This is a genomic window from Frankia sp. Mgl5 (assembly GCF_023242985.1).
In the GTDB taxonomy this organism is placed as follows: Bacteria; Actinomycetota; Actinomycetes; order Frankiales; family Frankiaceae; genus Parafrankia; species Parafrankia soli.
Map to the genome: position 1 here is coordinate 1 of NZ_JALKFY010000001.1, position 20,136 is coordinate 20,136.

Sequence of the window (20,136 nt, forward strand, 5' to 3'; positions counted from 1 at the left end):
GGCGGGGGGGGCCCCCCGCCCCCCCGCCGCCCCCGCACGGCCGGGCCCGCGCGGGCCCCGGACACAGCCGGACCCGACAGCCCGGACGGGCGAGGTCCCGGCAGTCCGCCACGGTGCGGGCCAGACCTGTCCGCAGCACGGCACCGGTCGCCGGGACGTCCCGGCGCAGCTCCGACAGGGTCACCAGCATCGCGTCGACGGCGGCCGGTTCGGCGGCGTCCAGTGGAAAGATGTCCAGGGTGACGGTGGCGCCGACCTCGCGGGCGCGGGCGCAGATCTCGGCGGCGTTCCCGTGGGCGATCTTGGCGCCGTCGCGGGGCACGGCCTGGCCGACCGCGGCGAGCCGCAGACTGATGTCGAGATCGTCGGCGATCCCGGCGCGGTCGGCGAGGTCGAGCAGGGTCAGGTAGGAGGCGGTCGTGGCGCTTGCCGCCTCGGCGTCTGTCGCGATGGGCCCGACCCGGTCGATGCTCGCCAGCACCCGGGCGTCCGCGACCTGCGCGGCCCGCGCGAGCGCGTCCACCGGACCGGCTCCCGCACGGTCGAGGCGGTCGACGAGCGCCCTGGCCGCAGGAACCCGTCCGGCCAGCTCACGGGCCCGCCCGGCGGCCGGCGGCCGCTCCACCCGGCGCTGCGTCCCGGGGCGGATCACGGCCGGCTCCGATGCGAACGAGCGCCGGCAACCACCCACGATCGTGACTGTATGGACACAGATAGAAGCCTCACGTAACCGCCGGCCGCTGTCCAACCGAACGGCCATCCGGATTACCGCAGCCGGCGACCAGGATTTCGCCAGCGGTGATCCAGTTCGCCGGGGCCGGTCACCCACCACCGCGGCGGGCCACCCCCGTCGGGCGCCTCCCACGGGGCACAGAGAGAGTAGGACTCATGACCAGCCTCCTCCTCGGACCCATGCACCGGTATGCCGGCGACCGCCACGTGTCCGTGTGGGTGGAGACCGACGAGCCCTGCACCGTCGAGATCCGGTCCGGGCTCGGGCCACGCGCGGCGGCGCCGACCTTCGCCGTCGCCGGGCACCACTACGCGCTGGTCGTGGTCGACGGCCTCGAGCCGGGCACGGCCTACCCGTACGAGGTCTGGCTCACTGCGGCGGGCGTGCCATCGCCCGACCAGGCGGTGTGTGTCTGGCCCGAGGAGGGCAGCCCGCCCAGCCTGCTGCGGCCGGTGGGTGGCGACCGTCCCGTCCGGCTGGTGTTCGGCTCGTGCCGGGTGACCGCGCCGCAGGAGAAGCCGTACACGCTGTCCCCCGGCGAGGACCCGCGTGGCCTGGGCACCGACGCGCTGCACGCCCTCGCCCTGCGCATGACCGAGACCCCGCCGGACACCTGGCCCGACGCGCTGCTGCTCCTCGGCGACCAGGTCTACGCGGACCACGTGTCGCCGGCGACCGCGGTCCGCATCCGAGCCCACCGTGACGTCACGGTGCCACCCGGCGAGGAGATCGCGGATTTCACGGAGTACGCCTGGCTGTACCAGGAGGCCTGGTCACAGCGGGAGATCCGTTGGCTGCTCTCGACCGTCCCGACCGCGATGATCGCCGACGACCACGACGTCCGCGACGACTGGAACATCTCTGCCGCCTGGCGCGCCGAGATCCGGTCGCAATCCTGGTGGGACACCCGGATCACCAGCGGGATCATGGCGTACTGGCTGTACCAGCACCTGGGCAACCTGGATCCGCGGACGCTCGCCGACGACCCGGTGTTCACCGCGGTCACGGCGCTTGCCTCCGGCGGCGAGGACGGCGAGAACCTGCTGCGCACCTTCGCCCGGCGGGTCGACCGGATGCCGGACCTCGGAGCACTCGCGTCCGACCAGGACCACGACACCAGCACCGCGGTCGCCGGCGAGGTCACCGGCGCCGGCCACGACACCGGTGACCTCGCCGGCGAGCGTCCCCCGACGCCGCCGCGCTGGAGCTACCGGTGGGACCTCGGCCGCACCCGGTTGATCGTCATCGACTCCCGCTTCGCCCGCGTCGTCGCCCCCGACGGGACCCGCGCCATGGTGCACGACGCCGACTGGTCCTGGATCCGGGACCAGACCCGGCACACCGGCGAAATCGATCACCTCCTGCTCGGGACGTCCGTGCCGTACCTGCTCACCCCGACGATCCACAACGTCGAGGCGGTGAGTGAGCGCCTGGCCTCCGGCCGCTTCGGACGGGTCGCGGCCGCCGGGGCGGAACGCCTGCGGCAGGCGCTCGACCTCGAGCACTGGGCCGCGTTCAGCCACTCCTTCATCCGGATGACCCAGCTGCTCGGCCAGGTCTCGACCGGTGAGCACGGCCCGGCTCCCGCGAGCGTCGTCGTGCTGTCCGGGGACGTCCACCACGCCTATCTGGCCAGGGCGGAACCCGCCCGCGATCCGGTCGCGGCGAGTCGGGCACCGGCCGACCCAGCCGCCGGTACGCACCTCACCGCAAGCCATGCCGGCACGACCGGCACCGCCACCAGCAGCGCCATCAGCGCCGCCGGTGGCGAGTCGGCGGTGTGGCAGGCGGTGTGCTCGCCGTTCCGCAACCCACTCGGCCCCGGTATCCGCCGGATCGACGCGCTCTCCCGGCGCCGCCCGCTCGCCGCCGTCTCCAGCCGGGTCGCCCGCCTGCTCGGCATGCGGGGGCAGCCCGTGCGGTGGAAGGTCACCCACGGGCCGTGGTTCGACAGCCAGCTGGCCACCCTCGTGCTCGACGGCCGGCACGCGACCATGCTCCTGGAGAAGACCGAGCCGGACGGCGAACCGGGCGGCCTGGACGAGGTCATGCGCGCGACGCTCAGCTGACCGTCCGGCCGCCGCGGGACGCGGCCGACGCCGGTCAGCCGAAGCGGTAGGGCTGGCCGGTGGCCTCCAGGACCGACATCCACAGATCACCGGCCGGGTCGACCTGGTTGCGCTGGCTGACGGCGAGCGCGATCGGGATGTGGATGAACCGGCGGCGCCAGCGCCCGACGACCATCTCCGTGCGCCCGGACATCGCGGCGTGGACCGCCGCGTGCGCCAGCCGGATCGTGTAGACGTTGTCGTACGGGTTCGCCGCCACGCTGCGGATGTGGTAACTCGGGTCGATGTACTTCAGGTTGAGCTCGGCGCCGCGGGCGGCGAAATCCTCGGTGATCCGCCGGGAGAGCTCCGGGCCGATGTCGTAGAGCTTGCGGTTCCCCGAGGCGTCGGACGACTCGGGCAGGCCGGCGACCAGATCCTGCCCGGCGCCCTCCGCCACGACGACGACGGCATGGCCCCGCTTCTCGACCCGCTGACGGATGTAGGCGAGCAGACCCCGCTCCCCCTCCAGGGTGAAGGGCAGCTCCGGGATGAGCACGACGTCCGCGTCGCTCTTGGCCAGCACCGCGTAACAGGCGATGAAGCCGGAGTGCCGGCCCATCAGCCGGACGATGCCGACCCCGCCGGGAGCCGAGGTCGCCTCGGCGTACGCGGCGCGGATCGACTCGGCGGCCTTCGCGAACGCGGTCTGGAACCCGAAGCTCTGGTCGATGTAGGGGATGTCGTTGTCGATCGTCTTCGGGATGCCGACGACCGCGATCTTCTCCCCGCGCTCGGTGACGATGCGGGAGATCGCCCGCGCGCCGCGCAGCGTGCCGTCACCGCCGATCACGAACAGGATGTTGATGTTCATCCGGGACAGGCAGTCGACGATCTCGGCGGGGTCCTGCTGGCCGCGGGAGGTGCCGAGGATCGTGCCGCCGTCCTCGTCGATGTTCGCCACCCGCTCCGGGGTGAGGTCGACGACACTGTGCCCGTACTTGGCGATGAAACCCTGGTAGCCGTGCCGGAACCCGAAGATCCGGTTCACGCCGTAGTGGTTGGTCAGCTCGAGCACCAGCCCGCGGATGACGTTGTTCAGGCCGGGGCAGAGCCCCCCGCAGGTCACGATCCCCACCCGGGTCTTGGACGGGTCGAAGTAGATCTTGCGGCGCGGCCCGGCGGGCTCGAAGCCCGGCAGCTCGTCCAGCGGCACCTTCCGCGCGGAGATCATCGAGACGGTGTCGTCGAGGAGGACCTTGTCGCCCTCGTCGATGTAGTGCTGGGTCGTCGGCCGCGCGCCGAGCAACGGGAGCAGCGGCGAGTCGATCCGGCACGGACCGAGGCTGCGGACGTCCAACTCGGCGCCGTCGACGGTCAGCGGCTCGTCCACGGCCCCCCGATCCCGACACCGCTACGGTCCCCCGACGCCCGACTGGATCGGACCACGATCGCCCCAGCTCCCTTCCGGTTTCTCGGACCGAGCGTACCGGTTCGGACGACTCACCCACCGGCGCCATCGGCCGGGCAACCCGGTCATCGCGCGGCAGACACCAACCGATCACCACCGCGCAAGGTGGATGGTGCGCAACCGACACCTCGCGGACATAACCGGGGCGACCTCCGGACAGGCCTCCCACCTCCACGGGACGAGGCCCGACGTCCCACGACGCTCCTCGGCGTGCCGACCCACCGACCATCCTGCCTATCTGGACTCTTCCCCCCGTGGCCGTCGCGATGCCACCATCCCCCGCTCCACGAGCAGGAGGCCCGACGACCGTCGGGCCGGGCGACAGCCCCGAGCCGAGTGGACATCCACGGCAAACCCTGGACGTGGTTGATCGACACGCGGGCAGAGGCGTAGGCGGGTGCCGCCGGAGGCACACGGCGAACAGTCCGGCAGCATCTCAGATCGTCAAGCGGTCCCGGCGGTGGCTCGGCGCACCGGACCCTTTCTGTCCGATGGGACGCATCGGATACGGCAGAGAAGTTTCCCATCCGACGTCCCAGGCGGTCTCCAACAACTGGTCTACCGTGTTCCGGTTCCGTGACCGTCGGCTGGAGCACCGCGACCGTCAGCCGGAACATCATCCTCCAGAACTCCACAGAGAAACTGGAATCTCGCATTTCTCTCAAACCTGTGATAACAGTTTGACTAGGAACCGAAGCGCGGACGCCGAAAATATCCGAGCCGCGAGACCGAACTCATCGCCCGGACGGTCCACCATGGGAATGCCAGACCAGCTGGAGGCGGAGACCCGGCCATGACTATTCGAGCTGACGAACGCCATCCCGGCGATCGACCCGGCGCTCGCCTGGCCCTCAGACACGGCACCGCGGTACTCGACTGGTACTGGTACCACCGACCCGGCGCTGAGCCGAAAGGCGTGCTCGACAACGCGATCGACCTGCTGGCCAAGGCGGTGCGTACACTGCCCAGCCACCCTTCCGTCATGCTCAATCTAGGCACGCTCCTGGCCGTACGCTTCGCCCTGCACAGCTCGGATCCGGAGGACCGCGACGAGGCCATCGCCCTGTTCGAACAGGTCGCCCTCACAGAAGGCGCCGACTCCGACGAGACGATGGCAGCCAGGTTCCAGCTGGTCCAACTTCTGCTGTCCCGCGCCGCTCCAGGCGGTCCCTTCGACAACTTCGGCCCAGCCGCCGAAGCCGCCGTCTCCGGCACGCTGGAGCCGAGCCTTCTGCGTCACACGCGGATCGGGACCGTCGACTGGTCCAGTACGGCCGAACGCGATGTACAGCGAGCGACCACGCATCTGCGCACCCTTGAGTCCGGCGACGTCAAACGTGAGGATCTTCGGGGAGCGATGCACGCGATGTCCGGCGCGGTGACAGTGCTGCGCGGAATGATGAGCAGTCCCGCGGGCACCGGCAGGTGGGCGCCACGGGCTGCCGCCACCCCCGCCTCCGGAGCGATACCCGGCGCGACACCTGCCGCGGCTGCCGAGCCGTACTGGGACGAGGAGGCCGCCGGGCACTTCGTGGCCGCCGTGCGGTCGTTCACCGGATCCCCCAAGCCTGACGACCCGGAACCCCTGGTACCTCTACTCGAGGTCTTTGCCGAGCTGTTCCAGACCAAGATGCGCCGACCCTCCTCCATCAAGGACCTGGACATCACAATCGCGGATATGGACGCCTTGCTGGCGCGATCGACCGTCAACCATCCACTGGTCGGCGAGGTCCGGGAAAATCTCGGAGTGGCACTAATCAGCCGGGCAATGATCAACGGATCGGGTGAAGATTTTTCCCGTTCCCTCGAATTATTTCTACTGAATCTCGCCGAGACGGACCGAACCGACCCTCAAAGGGACCGCATGCAGCGCCTGCTTGCCGCGGCGACGCTTTCCGCAGGTGTCTTCGGCATGGATCCGGGCGGGTTCGGTGCGGCTGCCCAGGTCTCCCGGCACCTGCTCACGGAACGGGAGGATCCAGAGCCGGAGCCAGGCAGCGAGCAGGCAGCGCGCCTGGCCGGAGACCGGTTCATCGAAGCCGCGGTGGACCTGCTGTCCACCGCTTCCGAGCAGGGTGACGTGGCGAGAAGCGAGGCGATGGCTCTGCTGGAACGGGCCTACCACGATCTTCCGGTGGCGGATGACCTGAGCCCGATGGTCGCAGGGCTGATCGGCGCGGCCCTGGTCGGGCGCGGCGGCCGGAGCGGCGGTCTCAATGATCTCGGCGTCGGCACGGATTTCATGGAGCAGGCGCTGGCGACTCTCTGCTGGCAGCGCGACAATGGTCTGCAGGTGGCAGACCTGGACATCGCACACGTCACCGCGCTGCGGGCCTTCGCGGGGCTCACCGCCGCCCTCAAACAGGCGGGCGTACCCGGATCCGGCGGGGAATCGGCTACCAGAAATATCGAGGAGGCTACGACAGCTCTGGAACGGGCCGTCGAACTGTTACCGGCCGAGTACTTCCTGCTCCCCAGAGTCTGTTACCTCCGTGCGGTCGGCATCCTGTGGGTGGGTCTCGCCCGGGGCGACGACACCGGAATCCGCAACGCACTGACGCTGCTTGAGCAGGCAGCGGAGGGCGTTCCCGAGGGATCGCCGTCATGGCTACGCCGGGACGTACACACCGCCACCATGCTCGTGGCGATCATCCGCGGCGCGCTGGACCGTGACGTTGCCTCGCTGGACGCTGCCATCGAGCGGATGCGAGAGCTGATCAGCTCCGATGACCCGCGCTCCACGGAACAGGGGCGGCCGCACCAGGAACTGGCGCAGCTCCACCGACTGCGCCACGCGATCGGCAAGGATCCGAACGATCTCAACCAAGCTGTGGAGAGGCTACTCATCGCGGTCTCGTCGGGCACGGGTGATCCAGGAGTTTCCGGTGCGGCCGATACCCAGTGGGCACTGCACAAGTTGCTGCGACTGCGTGGAGCGCACGGGGACCGGCCCCGCGGCGAACAGGCAGGCCTTGAGGCGCTGCGGGCCGGTGTCGCCGATGTACTCCTTCAGAACGGCGTCGCGGACCGTCTTGCCAGGGCCAAGCACACGACCGCGCTGGCGGGCGACTTCAGCCGCTGGGTGCTGCGCGACCGCTTCGGCCGCGACGACGCCGCGGCGGCGACCGCCTGGACGGCGCTCGAGCTTGGCCGTGGCCTGGTGCTCTATGCGGCGACCGCGGCTGCGACCACAGCGGACCTGCTCGATGACGCGGGCCACGGCGAAATCGCCGATCGGTGGCGTGCCACCCCGCCGCGGCCAGCACCACGGATGACCACCACGGCGAGCCCGAACGCGACGGAGGACATCGCTCGCCTCGTCCTTGAAATGCCGAGCGACCTGCGGTTGCGCGCCCTGGACGCCTTGCGTCAGGCGCCGGCCGGATCCGTGCTCACCACGCTGCTGGACGGGCCGGCCCTCGACGACGTCCTCGAGGCCATGCAGAACAGTGGCGTCGCGGCGACGGTTCACCTACTGCCCGGCAACGGCACCGAACCGGGCCACGCGTTGTTGCTGAGTGCGGAGGGTCGATGGAGTGTCCTGGATCTTCCAGATCTGGTCGACGAACCTGGCTGCGCGCTCGACGACTACGCCACCGCGCACCGCGCTTATCTGACGCTCGGGGCTCGTGAGGACACCGCGGCCCGCAGCCGCTGGCGCGAAGCGCTGGACCGGTTGTGCGGCTGGGCCTGGGATGCCGCCATGGGAGAGGTACTCGGCTGTTTCGCGCCTGGGGTTCCCGGCGTTTCGGGAGATCCGGTGCGTCTCGTGCTGGTGCCGTGTGGGCGGTTGGGCATGGTTCCCTGGCACGGAGCCCGGGGATCGGTCGCAGGCGAGCGGCGGTTCGCCGTCCAGGATGCGGTGATCTCCTACGCTGCGACCGCCCGGCAGTTCGTGGAGACGGCTGGCCGGATCCTGCCGCTGCCGGGGTCCCGTCCGGTCATCGTCGCGCCCCATCCCGAACTCGCGTTCGCCCGCGCCCTCGCCCGTGGCCTGGCGCGCTCGACATACCCAGACACCCTCCTGTACGGGCCCGCGATGTCCGGGCGACCCGGACGGGGAACGCCCGACGAGGTCCTCGCCCACATGCCCGGCGGCACGCAGCCCTCGTCCCTGCTGCAACTGGGCACACACGCCCGGGTCTGCCCGGACCCGCTGCAGTCCTACCTGTCACTGGCCGCGGGCGAGCGGCTCACCGTAGAGCGAATCCTCGAGCAGGGCGAACGCGATGCCCATCGCCCGCGCGGGGCCGGTAGCGCCGGCGCGGACGCGGCGGGGCTGGTCGTAATGCCCGCATGCGGCAGCGACCTCAGCGACGTCGACCATGATGAGGCCCTCGCCCTGTCCACAGCGCTGCTGGCAGCCGGCTGGGCCGGGGTGGTCGCGGCACGCTGGAATGCTCTGGACCTGCGCACGTCCATCATGATCTACATGTTTCACCATTTCCTCGGCGAGCTAGCCGACAGCGAGGGCGCAGTACTGCCAGCGGACGCGCTGCGCCTTGCCCAGCTGTGGATGCTGGACGAAAACCGCTCGGTTCCCGACGGGATGCCGCTGCTGTTGGCCCAGCCCACCCGGCAGGCACATCCAGGGGGCGAACACGAGGATCTCGAACTCGACGATCCCTATTCCTGGGCAGTCCTCTCGGCGCAAGGACGCTGACCTCGGCGCGCTGGTTCAGCGATCACGAAGGCGCGAGAGATCCGGCAACAGGGCACCAGACAGGTAGCGCCGGGCCAGGTCGCCCGCGCCCCGAACATACGCGGCGACGTCCGGGACGGCGTCAGAGTGCGGATGCGTGCCGAGCCAGGCGACAAGCAGCAACCGACGCAGCACGACGAAGGTTGGCACCATCGCCAGATCCCGCCGCCCGAGCGGGCGGTGGGAACGGTATCCCTCGATCCAGGACTCGACCAGGGCCGGCAGAGCGGGACTGTCCTCGATGAATGACAGAGCCGCGGCGAGATCGTAGAGATGCCAACCGAAACCGCAGTCGTCAAAGTCGATCACGTGGACCGTCTCAGTCGGCCGCCGGGCATCCGGGTGCCCGGGGCCGGGGCCGGGGCCGGGGCCGGGGCCACAGTCAGGATCCATGGACGGCCGAACCACGAGTAGGTTGGCCAGCCGCATGTCGGCGTGGATCAGACCGAAGCGGTCGGGCCCACGCCCATACTCGACAAGATCGCGCTTTATCGCCGCCGCAGCCCGCTCCAGCAGAGTGATCACGGACGCCGCCGCGTCAGGCAACGCCGCCAACGCCCCGGCCCGCCAATCCCCCCATCGACCGCCAGAACCGAGTGTCGTCCGCCAGGACCAGGTGAAACGGCTGAACCCGGTGGGAAGCGGCCAGCGACGCGCATGCTCGTGCATCCGACCGGCGATGTCACCGAGGTCACCGAACGACGAGACGAGCCCGGCGGTGTCACCGGGATCGGGCGAGACGCCCTCAACCCACTCGAACAGCACCGCGTGCCGAACCGCGCCCCCGGACCGGACGGTGGTCACCGCCGATCCGGACCGGTTCATCACCGCCGCGGGCGTGGCGATGACTCCTTCCGACCGAAGCGCTGACGCCCATGCCAGCTCGGCGGCGATCTCGGCACCATCGTGATATTCCGGCCGGTGCAGCCGCAGCGCCCAGCGACGGCCTCCCACGACGTCATCGATCCGGTACGTCACGTTCTCCGAAATATTGATCAGGACCGGCACCGGTGCAGGCCCCAGGTCGTAGGCAGCCAGGACGTCGGCCAGCACCATGGTGAGCTCGAGTAGCCCACCGGTGACCGTGCTGCTCCCGCCGCCGGGTTCGCCGGTCCCCACCCTGTACGACCCCCTTCCCCGACCGCGCGCGGACTGCCTTTCCCCCGTGAACGCTAGACGAGTGATCCGGGTGGCGTACGGCAGAGTTCCGGCCGGACAGATCGTACGTCCCGGCCGGTAGATGAATGATTCGGAGTGACCAAGCAGTCCAGGACTTCGTGCCTGGCATCGCCCGGCGCACGAATCACAGGTCCAAGGGCCGTCCCATACGACCGTGATCCGAGATCACTCGGACAGGCATTGAAGGCTTCCGTGAACGAGCTCGACGGAGGCGCAGTTGCGGGCCCAGAAAATCACAGCACAATTCCAATAAATCCCGCCGAGCGCGGCGTCGGACGATATCATTGGGATACGCACTCCGAGGGGAGCCGACATGACCGTTCCCATCACCCCCACCCCCGTGGCCACGCCCGCCCTGTGCCTGCGTTGCGGCCGCGCGCTCACCAGCCCGCTCAGCGTCGCCGTGGGGCTCGGGCCCGGGTGCACGCGCCACATCCGCCACACCGCGCCGACCCTCACCGGCTACTCCGACCGGCAGCTCGAGGATGCTCTCGAGCTGCTCGAGCTCGGCGGCCTCACCCCACTGCGCGGTCGCCGGGTCTGGCTCACCGTCGGCCATCGCGGCGCCACCTATCGAACCGCCGTCACCGGGCACTGCACCTGCGTCGCGGGGCTGCACGGAAAGCCGTGCCATCACGCGGCCGCCGTTCACCTCGTCGCCGCATAGCCGACGGTCCAGCCATCCGCCCGCGGCGAATTCCGGCGGAATTCGCCGCGGGCGGCAATCTGGTTTCGGTGCCGGTCAGTCTGGTTTCGGCCCCCGGTCAGCAGGTCCCGTCCGAATACCCCACCACCACTCCGGCCCGGTCGATGACGAGGACGTCGACCGTCACCGGCGCCTCGCGCAGGACCTCGCAGGCGGTCCTGCGCGCGCCGGCGGCGATGAGATCACCGAGAGCTATCCCCGCGTCGGCGCAGATCCGCAGCGCGCCGAGAGCGGTGTTGGCTCCGAGGATCGCGGCCTGAAGATCCGCGCCCGCTCCGGCGGAGCGGGCGAGCGCGGCGAGGCCGGCGAGGTCGACCTGCGAGCGACCGGAGTGCAGGTCGAGGTGTCCGGCGGCGAGTTTCGCCAGCTTGCCGACCCCACCGACGACCGTCAGCCGCGGGATCGGATGACGCCGCAGGTACTTGAGCACGGCGCCGGCGAAGTCACCCATGTCGAGCAGGGCTTCGTCGGGAAGCCCGTACCGGTCGCGGGCGACCTGCTCCGAGGTGCTGCCGGTGCACGCGGCCACATGCCGGTGCCCGGCCGCACGGGCGACGTCGATGCCGCGGCGAATGCTGTCTATCCACGCGGAGCAGGAATAGGGGACGACTATTCCGGTGGTGCCGAGGATCGACAGCCCCCCGAGGATTCCCAGCCGCGGGTTCCAGGTTCGGGTCGCCAGCTCCGCTCCGCCGTCCACACCGATCTCGATCTCGACGTCGACGGCGGCGGTACTGGCCCTGGCCGTGGTTCCGGCGGTGTGCGCGGGGTCGTCGCCGTGTGCCGCGGCGACTTCGGCGACGGCGGCGCACATCATCCGGCGCGGAACCGGGTTGATCGCCGGCTCCCCCACCGCCAGCGGTAGGCCCGGCCTGGTCACCGTGCCCACTCCCACGCCGGCGCGGAACACCACGCCGGTTCCCGGCGATCCGCGGCGGATGGACGCCGTCACGACGGCGCCGTGCGTGACGTCGGGGTCGTCCCCAGCATCCTTGATCACGGCCGCGGTGGCCGAGTCGGGCCCGAGCCACTCGCGGGCCAGCGCGAACGCGGGCCGGGCCCCGCCGGGCAGGGTGATGGTCACCGGATCGGGGAACTCGCCGGTCAGCAGGGCGGTATAGGCGGCCGTCGCCGCCGCCGTCGCGCAGGCGCCGGTGGTCCAGCCGTACCTCAGCGTGCCGCGATCGGAGCCGGACCGCCGGCCCGAGCGTCCGCCGGCGGTCCCCGGCGCGGACGCACTTCCCGATTCCGATCCCGGCTCGGATGCCGGCGCGGACTCACGTCCCACCCCCGGTACCGGCCCGGACGCCGGATCGGGAGCCGGTTCCATCTCCACCGGTCCGGTCAGTCCGCGTCGCGGGCGAGGGCGTTCACGGCCGCCGCGGCCATCGCGCTGCCGCCGCGCCGGCCGTGCACCACGAGGTGCTCGAGCCCGCTCGGATGGGCGGCCAGGGCCTGCTTGGACTCCGCCGCCCCGACGAAACCGACCGGCACCCCGACGACGGCGGCCGGCCGGCCGGCTCCGTCCTCGACCAGTTCGAGCAGGCGGAACAGCGCGGTCGGGGCGTTGCCGACGACGACCACCGCCCCGTCGAGACGGTCGCGCCACAGCTCCACCGCGGCGGCGGTGCGGGTGGTCCCCGAGTGCCGCGCGAGCTCCGGGACCCGCGGGTCCGAGAGCGTGCAGATGACGGGGTTGTCCGCGGGCAGCCGGCGGCGGATCACCCCGGCGGCGACCATCGCCGTGTCGCAGAGCACCGGCGCGCCGCCGACGAGCGCGGCCCGCGCCGCGGCGGCCACCCCGGGAGAGAACGCGACGTCACGCACGAGATCGACCATCCCGCAGGAGTGGATCATGCGTACGACGACGTGGGCGAGGTCGGCGGGCAGGCCGGTCAGGTCCGCCTCGGCCCGGATCGTCGCGAACGACAGGCGGTAGATCTCGTCGGCGTCGCGCAGGTAGCCGGTCATCGGGCGGCGATCAGGCCGATCAGGCGGGCGAGCACCCGCGGAGCATATGTGGGCAGGTCGCCGTGCGCACCCGACCCGGCGGCGGCCTCCGCAACGGTTATGTCGGTGCGGCGCCGTATCGTCGCGGTGTCCCGCCAGCCCGGCCCGTGCGGGCGGACGGGGCGCTCCGCGCCACCTGACCCACCCGCCGGAGGAGTCCGATGTCCGCCCTCGACCTGGTCAAGAGCCGTTCGCTCCGCCTGCTCGACTACCTGGCCGCGCTCGCCACCGACCTGCGCGGTGCGCCGCGCCGCCGCCTGGCCGAGTACGCGCCGGTGCCGGTGCTGCCGCGTGACGTGCCGGTGCACGCGGCCGTGCGGCTCGGCCCCGGCGAGACGCGGGCGAGCTGGCTGGAGGTCGGCAAGGTCGCCGCCCCGGAGCCGCCACGGGTCCCCCGGGAGCTGTATCCCTACATCGGCGGGGTGGAGGTGCTGCCGGACGCGCCACCGGCGCTGCCGGTCGATCTGCCCGAGCGGGCGGCCGGGCGCGGTGAGGATCCCGCCGCCGTCACCCGCGCCCATGCCCGGTGGGTTCACGACTCCTGGCAGCCCTGGGCGGCGCCGGCCCGGGCGGCCCACGCCGCCCGGCAGCTCTACGAGCGGCTGTTCGACCTGCGGTTGCGGCATGCCGCTGACACCGCCGGGCTGCAGCTCGTCTGGGGCCACTCGGTGCTGAGCTGGCAGCCGGCCGCGGCCGGTGGCGAGCAGGTAATCGTCGAACACCCCCTGCTGGTGACCCCCGTGCAGGTGGAGGTCGACCAGGACACCGGCCTCATCCGGGTGTCGCCGGACGGTTCGACCGTGCTGGAGACCGATCCGGTGCGGGGGCTGGAGGCACCGGAACTCCGGTCGCTGCCCGGCCTGCGCGACCGGCTGCGCGCGGACCCGCCGGACGTGTGGGATCCGGCCGAGCTCGCCGAGATCCACGATCAGCTGGTCGCGCCGCTCGGTCTGGACGCCGCCGTCCTGCCCGGGCCGGACCTGCCGCCCCCCGGGCCGGACGCCCGTGTCGTCGACACGTGGGCGCTGTTCCTGCGGCCGCGGCCCGCCACCGGCGCACGTTTCTACAGCGAGCTGCGCGAGGCGATGGCCGAGCTCGACTTCCTGCCCGAGGCGGTCGCCGCCGTCGTCGCGCCGGACGCGCTGGTCACCGAGGCACTCGAGGAGGCCCGCGGCGAGTTCGCCGGTGGCGGGAACCCGGATCCGATCGGCGGCGGAGCCGACGACGGCTGGGCGGCGACAGGGGCGCGGCTGCTCATGCCGCTGCCGACCAACGATGACCAGGAGCGGGTGGCGACCCAGCTGGCGACGTCCCGTGGCGTCACCGTGCAGGGCCCGCCGGGCACGGGCAAGAGCCACACGATCGCCAACCTGGTGTGTCACCTGGTGGCGCACGGGCGTCGCGTGCTCGTGACCGCGCAGGACGAACAGGCGCTGGTGGTCCTGCGGGAGAAGATCCCCGCCGAGCTGCGGCACCTCTCGGTCGCCGTCCTCGGTTCCAGCCAGGCCGACATCGAGGAGCTGCGCGCCTCGGTGGTGGAGATCCAGGCCGCCGTCGCCGATGTCGACCTGCGCTCCGAGACCCGTCAGGTCGCCGGGCTCGCCGCCGAGCTGGACGCGGTGCGTTCCCGCACCCGCGCGCTGGAGCTCGAGCTGGTGGAGCTGCTGCGCGGCGAGGAGCACGAGTTCGAGCTGCCACACGGCCGGGCCCGGGCGGCGGACGTCTCCGAGTGGCTCGCGCGCAACGAGCACGAACTCGGGCTCATCCCCGACCGGCTCGACCCGGTGGCGCCACCGCCCCTGCGGCCGGGCGAGCTGGTCGACCTGGTCGCGCTGGCCCGGCAGATCTCCCCCGAGGAGGCAGCGGCCGCGGGCCGGCCGCTGCCGGACCCGACGGCGCTGCCGGGCGCCACGCCGCTGTCCGCGCTGTTCCAGCGGTTGGACGAGCTGGGCTCCGGCGTGGCCGAGGCGGAGCGCGCCGGGCTCACCGCCATCGCGGTCGATCAGCTGGGCGAGGCTGGGCTCGCCCAGCTGCGCGCCGAGACCCTGGCCGGCGTCGCGGCGCTGCGCGCGGTCGAGGAGCCGTGGCTGGTGGCCCTGCGCGACCAGTGCGCCTCCTCGCCACGCCTGGCCGACTTCTGGCGCGGCCAGGCGGCCGAGCTCGCGGCGGCCGTCACCGCGCTGCACGCCCTGCGCGTCCGGGTGTTCGGGCACACCGCGCAGGTGCCGGGTGGTGACCCCCGTGACCAGCTCCGGCTGCTGGGCGAGCTGCGCGAGCGCCTCGCCGGCGGGCGCGGCCTGCCCCGGTTCGGTGGGCGGGAGCTGCGGGAGTTCGCCGAGCGGCTGATCGTGGACGGCTATCCGGCGAAGACGGTCGCCGACCTTGACATCGCGGCCGCGGTGATCGAGGGGCGGGTGCGGTCCGCCGCGGCGCTCACCCGCCATGCGGACATGGCCGTCCAGCTCGGCATACCTCCCCTGGCCGAGGGGCCCGGGGGCGGCGGCGAGGCGGGGGTGTTCGCCGCGCTGCCCGCGCTCGACGCGGTGAGCTCCGCGATGGCGGCCGCGCTCACCTGGGACTCCGGCCCCGGCCCGGCACTGGCCGGCCGGCTGCGAGCGCTCTTCCCGGCGCTGCCCGTCCGCCCGACGTCCTCGGACCTGCTCCGTCACGCCGAACTGCTCGAGCTCGCCGGGGCACGGATAGCCCAGCGCGCGACCGAGACCGAGCTCGCCGACCTGGCCGAGCTGCTGCGGATCGGCCGGCACACGCCCGAGGCGAGTGTGCTGTGGTCGGAGCTGACCGACGCGCTACGGAGCCGGGATCTCGACGCCTGGGCGCGGGCGCTGGAGGAGTCGGCGCGGCTGCGTGCGCTGCGCCCGGCGGCCCACCGGCGGGCCGAGCTGGCGGAGCGGCTCGCCACCGTGGCCCCCCGCTGGGCCGGGCTCATCCTCGCCGGCCTAGGCGATCCCACCACCTGCGGTGATCCGGAACAGCTCGCCGGGCTGTGGCGGTGGCGGCAGGCCGAGACCTGGCTCGACGACCTCCATTCCGGCGCCGACGTCCCGGCATTGCAGCGGCGTCTCGACGATGCCACCGAGAGCGTCCACCGACTCGTCCTCGAGGTTGCCCGCCGCTCCGCCCGTCTCGCGCTGGCGAACAATCTCGGGCCGGAGCAGCGGCAGGCCCTCACCGGGTGGGTGCAGGCGCTGAGCCGCATCGGCAAGGGGACGGGCCGGTTCGCGGGCCGTTGGCGGGCCGAGGCGCGCGGCCACATGACCGAGGCGATGGGCGCCGTCCCAATCTGGATCATGCCGATCCACCGGGTGATGGAGAGCTTCGACCCCCGGGTGAACGACCCGTTCGACGTCGTGATCGTCGACGAGTCCAGCCAGTGCGACGTGCTCTCGCTCGGCGTGCTCAGCCTGGGCCGCAAGGCGGTCGTCGTCGGCGACGACCAGCAGACCAGCCCGTCGGCCGTCGGCATCCCCCGCGACCGGGTCTTCGCCCTGATCGAGGACCACCTGCCCGACGTCGCGCACCGCTCGCTGCTCGACGTCGAGGCGAGCCTCTACGACACCGCGACGCGGGTGTTCCCGCGCACCGTGGTGCTCAAGGAGCACTTCCGCTGCCTGCCGGAGATCATCGGCTTCTCCAACCGGTTCTACGACCACCAGATCCTGCCGCTGCGGGAGACGCCCGAGGTCACGGTCGGCCCGGCACTGCGGCCGGTCCGGGTGGCCGGCGGCGGGCGGGCACCGGGCAGGTTCGGCGATGCCAACGCGGTGGAGGCGGCCGCCGTCGTCGACCAGATCGTCGACTGCTGTGCCGACCCGGCCTACGACGGGATGACGTTCGGCGTCGTCACCCTGCTCGGCGCGGGCCAGCCCCGGCTGATCGAGCACAGCCTGGTCGAGAAGCTCGGGGAGGAGGAGTACGTCCGCCGCCGGATCCGGGTGGGCGACCCGTACCAGTTCCAGGGGGACGAGCGGGACGTCATCTTCGTGTCCGTGGTCGCCGACGACAACCGCTCGGCGGCCACCCGGCGGCGCGACATGCAGCGGGTCAACGTGGCCGCGAGCCGGGCCCGTGACCAGCTCTGGGTCTTCCACACCGTGGCCGCGGAGACGCTGCGCGACGACGACGTGCGCCGCCAGCTCATCGAGTACATGTACGCCGCCCGGGCCCCCGACGAGGTGGCGCGGCTGCAGGACCTGTGCGAGAGCGAGTTCGAGCGGGCGGTGCTGCGCGAGATCCTCGCCCGGGGGTTCCGGGTGCGCCCGCAGCATCCGGTGGGGCGCTTCCGCATCGACCTGGTGATCGAGGGCGAAAGCGCCCGGATCGCCGTCGAGTGCGACGGGGACCGCTACCACGGCCCGGAGCAGTGGGAGGCCGACCTGCGCCGCCAGCGCATTCTCGAGCGGCTCGGCTGGACCTTCTGGCGGATCAGGGGCTCGGAGTTCTACCGGCACCCCGCCCGCACCCTCGACGGGCTGTGGCAGCGTCTCGACCAGATGGGCATCCGCCCGGCACCGGCGAGCCCCACGCAGCCAGACCCAGCCGAGGAGATGCGCTGGACGCCGCCCGCCCCGACGGTCCCGACGGCGCGGATCGCGCCGGACACCCAGCCGAACGCCGGATCCCCGGACGCTCCCACCGCCCCGCTCCGGCCGGCCGGCCCCGGCACCCCGCCTGATTCAACGGGCCCGGGGGGCTCAGGCATCGCGGATCTCGGCACCCCGGGCGTCCCGCCCGGGGTGCCGTACCAGCGGCCCGAGCCGCCCGGGGAGAGCACCGCCACCGGACCAGCGCACCCGGGACCGAGCAGAACGGGGCCGCCTGCCGGGGCGGGGGACGCCGTCCCGGACGGATACCGCCATGCCGGGTGGGTCCGGCCGGAGGAGGCGCAGGCCGTGCTCACCGCCCTGGCCCTCGCCCGGGACGTACCGGTCGGGGCGACCGGGGGCCGGGTCCGCATCGTCGCGATCGACCCGTGTGATCTCCTGCTCGCCCATCCGGAGCTCGCGGCGTCGGGGTCCGGTGGGGGCGGTGGCGAGGTCGAGCCCCAGCCCGGAGCCGCCGTGCTGCTGCGGCCGCGGGCGGGTCCGAACGCGGGCGGGCGCCGGATCACCTGGCTCACCGAACGCGAGGCACGTGCGGTGCTGCGGGCCGCGGACCGGCGCCGCGACCAGCCGGTCGACCTGTCCGGCCGCGCCGGCACCGGGCCCGGTGGGAGCACCCGGGCCGGGCTCGTGCAGTACTTCCCCGAGGAGTCGGGCGTCGCCCGGCGGTACGGCTCGGTGACCAGGCTGCTGCGCGCCGAGCCCGCGGGCGGATGACCACCACGCCCGGGCCGGCCGTGAGTGCCGGCGGCCACCCTCGGCTGATGCCGGCCCGCCGTTCCGTCCGCGCCTCGCTGCTCTGGGCGGCGTTGCTGGCGGTGCTCGGGCTGGTCGGCGCCACGCCGACCGCTCTGAGCCAGGCCGCGGCAGGGGCGGGCTGGTCGGCGGACATCGCCGCGATCGCACCGGCGGCCGTGACAGCCGACGGGCCGGCGCCCCCAGGCACGTCAGCCTCCCCGGGCACCCTGTCGAGCGCCTCGACCGCGGCCGCGCCGATCCCCACGGATCTCGGACGCGCCTGGTTCGACGGCCGGCCGCCGATGGTCGGCCAGCAGCAGCGCTCGGACCACCAGCTCCTCGCGCTGGGCGCCGCGCTGGGTGTTCTCGCGGTGGGTGCCGCCTGGCTGGTGCCGGGCCGGGGTTCCGCCGGGCGCACCCCGTTCGAACGTCGCGGCGGCCCCGGCCCGCGCGCGCCACCGCGGGCGCCCGCCTACGCGTGACGCGACCGACTGCCCCGAGGGGAGCGGACTCCACGCCCGCTGACACCCGCGTCGCAGCACGCTGAACAGCCACGCAGCACGCTGAACAGCCACGTAAGCCGCTGAACGCGTCCTGCTACGCGTCCGTGTCACCGGACCGTGGAGCGGCTCCTCTGGACGTTCCAGGAGCCGTATGAATCCCGAGTTCGAATGGGGCCGCCTGCTGATCGCGGTCGCCCTGCTCGCCGTCATGTTCGCCGTGCCGCTGGTCTTCGTCGTCCGGGATCACCTGGCCGACCGGCGGCGCTACGGCGAGGCGGCGCTGGCCGCGCCCGTCCGCTACGCACCGGACGGGCGCCGCTACCGCGAGGGCTACCCGCCTTCCGGGGAGGACCCGAAGCAGCGGCCCTGACGGTGCCGCCCGGACCGGGGCGGTCAGCGCGGTGCCCATGCGCCCGCGCCGGCCGCCCCGGCCATGCCAAGTAGCGGCAGGAAGCTGCCGGCACGCTACCGGTGCGCTACCGGAGACGGGAAACCTGCTCCCACCGGCCCCCCACGGGCCGTCCGGTCGACGGACGGCCGCGGACGGCCGGTTCCTCAGGCCGTCGAAAGGTGGATGACCCGTGCCGAGTCGCTATTCCTGGGGTGGCGCCCATCCGTCGGTCCGGTGGCTCAAGGAGGAGATAACCCCGGCCCGGGACGACGTTCTCACGCATGCCGTGTACGGCCGCCTGGTGACGCCGGACGACGTCACGACCTTCATGACCAGCCACGTGTTCGCGGTCTGGGATTTCATGTCCCTGCTGAAGACCCTGCAACGCAGGCTCACATGTGTCGACGTGCCGTGGGTGCCGACCCCGCACCGGAACTGCCGCCGCCTGATCAACGAGATCGTCCTCGTCGAGGAGAGCGACGAGTACGGCGACTCCTACATCAGCCATTTCGAGCTGTATCTCCAGGCGATGGCGGAGGCCGGGGCGGACACCGGGCCCATCGAGCGATTCCTCGCCGAGCTGGCCGCCGGTACCCCCGTGCCGGAGGCGGTCTCCCGCGCGCGGGTGCCGGCGCCGGCCGCGCGGTTCGTACGCCTCACCTGGGACCTGCTGGGCTCCGCGCCGCTGCACTCTCTGGCCGCCGCGTTCGCCTTCGGGCGCGAGGACCTGATACCGGAGATGTTCACCCAGGTCCTCGACGGCGACGTCGACTTCTCGGCCTTCCGGGACTACCTGTCCCGGCATGTGGCCGTCGACGGGGAGCAGCACACCCCCATGGCGATGGAGATGCTCGTGGCCCTCGCCGGCGACGACCGGGAACGGTGGCGGGAGTGCGCGGCCGTGGTGCGGGACTGCCTGCGGGCCCGCGCGGCGCTGTGGGACGGCATCGCCGCGTCACTCCCGAACCGGCGTCCCGTCCAGCGGGTCTCCTGACCACCGCACCAACGCCGCCACGTCACCACCCACCGCATGGCC

The 20,136-nt window shown here is 72.5% G+C and carries 12 protein-coding genes and 1 pseudogene; 7 read left to right on the forward strand and 6 right to left on the reverse strand.

The window, feature by feature from the left end:
• Nucleotides 1-652, reverse strand: a pseudogene (locus MXD62_RS00005) (proline dehydrogenase); the annotation flags it as partial.
• Nucleotides 653-888: 236 nt separating this feature from the next.
• Between MXD62_RS00005 and MXD62_RS00010 the strand changes: the two are divergent.
• Complete coding sequence (locus MXD62_RS00010) at nucleotides 889-2,802, forward strand: alkaline phosphatase D family protein (RefSeq protein WP_248827430.1); 1,914 nt, start codon at nucleotides 889-891, stop codon at nucleotides 2,800-2,802.
• Nucleotides 2,803-2,836: 34 nt separating this feature from the next.
• On the opposite strand, the gene MXD62_RS00015 is transcribed toward MXD62_RS00010, so the two are convergent.
• A complete protein-coding gene (locus MXD62_RS00015) occupies nucleotides 2,837-4,174 on the reverse strand; it encodes an ATP-dependent 6-phosphofructokinase (RefSeq protein WP_248827431.1) in 1,338 nt (445 codons plus the stop codon).
• A 1,069-nt stretch (nucleotides 4,175-5,243) separates the two neighbouring features.
• The gene (locus MXD62_RS00020; RefSeq protein ID WP_248827432.1) at nucleotides 5,244-5,615 is read right to left on the reverse strand and encodes a hypothetical protein; all 372 of its coding nucleotides are present in this window, start codon (nucleotides 5,613-5,615) and stop codon (nucleotides 5,244-5,246) included.
• Nucleotides 5,616-5,783: 168 nt separating this feature from the next.
• On the opposite strand from MXD62_RS00020, the gene MXD62_RS39570 reads away from it, so the two are divergent.
• Nucleotides 5,784-8,915, forward strand: coding sequence for a CHAT domain-containing protein (locus MXD62_RS39570; RefSeq protein WP_248827433.1), 3,132 nt, complete (start codon nucleotides 5,784-5,786; stop codon nucleotides 8,913-8,915).
• Between the two features lie 15 nt (nucleotides 8,916-8,930).
• On the opposite strand, the gene MXD62_RS00030 is transcribed toward MXD62_RS39570, so the two are convergent.
• Nucleotides 8,931-10,073, reverse strand: coding sequence for a phosphotransferase (locus MXD62_RS00030; RefSeq protein WP_248827434.1), 1,143 nt, complete (start codon nucleotides 10,071-10,073; stop codon nucleotides 8,931-8,933).
• 373 nt (nucleotides 10,074-10,446) lie between these two features.
• Here MXD62_RS00030 and MXD62_RS00035 point away from each other — a divergent pair, with 373 nt between their 5' ends.
• Nucleotides 10,447-10,800: a DUF6011 domain-containing protein gene (locus MXD62_RS00035; RefSeq protein ID WP_248827435.1), complete on the forward strand. Its 354-nt coding sequence runs from the start codon at nucleotides 10,447-10,449 to the stop codon at nucleotides 10,798-10,800.
• A 97-nt stretch (nucleotides 10,801-10,897) separates the two neighbouring features.
• On the opposite strand, the gene MXD62_RS00040 is transcribed toward MXD62_RS00035, so the two are convergent.
• The gene (locus MXD62_RS00040; RefSeq protein ID WP_248827436.1) at nucleotides 10,898-12,127 is read right to left on the reverse strand and encodes a cobalt-precorrin-5B (C(1))-methyltransferase; all 1,230 of its coding nucleotides are present in this window, start codon (nucleotides 12,125-12,127) and stop codon (nucleotides 10,898-10,900) included.
• Between the two features lie 56 nt (nucleotides 12,128-12,183).
• Nucleotides 12,184-12,810, reverse strand: a complete 627-nt coding sequence (locus tag MXD62_RS00045; RefSeq protein WP_248827437.1) for a precorrin-8X methylmutase — start codon at nucleotides 12,808-12,810, stop codon at nucleotides 12,184-12,186.
• Nucleotides 12,811-13,010: 200 nt separating this feature from the next.
• On the opposite strand from MXD62_RS00045, the gene MXD62_RS00050 reads away from it, so the two are divergent.
• The 4 genes from MXD62_RS00050 (at nucleotide 13,011) to MXD62_RS00065 (ending at nucleotide 20,094) form a co-directional block, all read left to right on the forward strand.
• On the forward strand, nucleotides 13,011-18,185 hold the full coding sequence (locus MXD62_RS00050; RefSeq protein ID WP_248827438.1) for an AAA domain-containing protein: 5,175 nt from the start codon (nucleotides 13,011-13,013) through the stop codon (nucleotides 18,183-18,185).
• Nucleotides 18,182-18,688, forward strand: coding sequence for a hypothetical protein (locus MXD62_RS00055; protein WP_248827439.1), 507 nt, complete (start codon nucleotides 18,182-18,184; stop codon nucleotides 18,686-18,688). Before MXD62_RS00050 ends, MXD62_RS00055 begins: the two co-directional genes overlap by 4 nt.
• Nucleotides 18,689-18,860: 172 nt before the next feature.
• Complete coding sequence (locus tag MXD62_RS00060; protein WP_071066880.1) at nucleotides 18,861-19,079, forward strand: hypothetical protein; 219 nt, start codon at nucleotides 18,861-18,863, stop codon at nucleotides 19,077-19,079.
• Between the two features lie 211 nt (nucleotides 19,080-19,290).
• The gene (locus tag MXD62_RS00065; protein ID WP_248827440.1) at nucleotides 19,291-20,094 is read left to right on the forward strand and encodes a DUF3050 domain-containing protein; all 804 of its coding nucleotides are present in this window, start codon (nucleotides 19,291-19,293) and stop codon (nucleotides 20,092-20,094) included.
• Nucleotides 20,095-20,136 lie beyond the last annotated feature (42 nt).

Excerpts from the sequence above, each read along its gene's own strand:
- MXD62_RS00010 (WP_248827430.1), top strand. The coding sequence starts at position 889 with ATGACCAGCCTCCTCCTCGGACCCATGCACCGGTATGCCGGCGACCGC.
- MXD62_RS00035 (WP_248827435.1), top strand. The coding sequence starts at position 10,447 with ATGACCGTTCCCATCACCCCCACCCCCGTGGCCACGCCCGCCCTGTGC.
- MXD62_RS00045 (WP_248827437.1), bottom strand. The coding sequence starts at position 12,810 with ATGACCGGCTACCTGCGCGACGCCGACGAGATCTACCGCCTGTCGTTC.
- MXD62_RS00050 (WP_248827438.1), top strand. The coding sequence starts at position 13,011 with ATGTCCGCCCTCGACCTGGTCAAGAGCCGTTCGCTCCGCCTGCTCGAC.
- MXD62_RS00055 (WP_248827439.1), top strand. The coding sequence starts at position 18,182 with ATGACCACCACGCCCGGGCCGGCCGTGAGTGCCGGCGGCCACCCTCGG.
- MXD62_RS00060 (WP_071066880.1), top strand. The coding sequence starts at position 18,861 with ATGAATCCCGAGTTCGAATGGGGCCGCCTGCTGATCGCGGTCGCCCTG.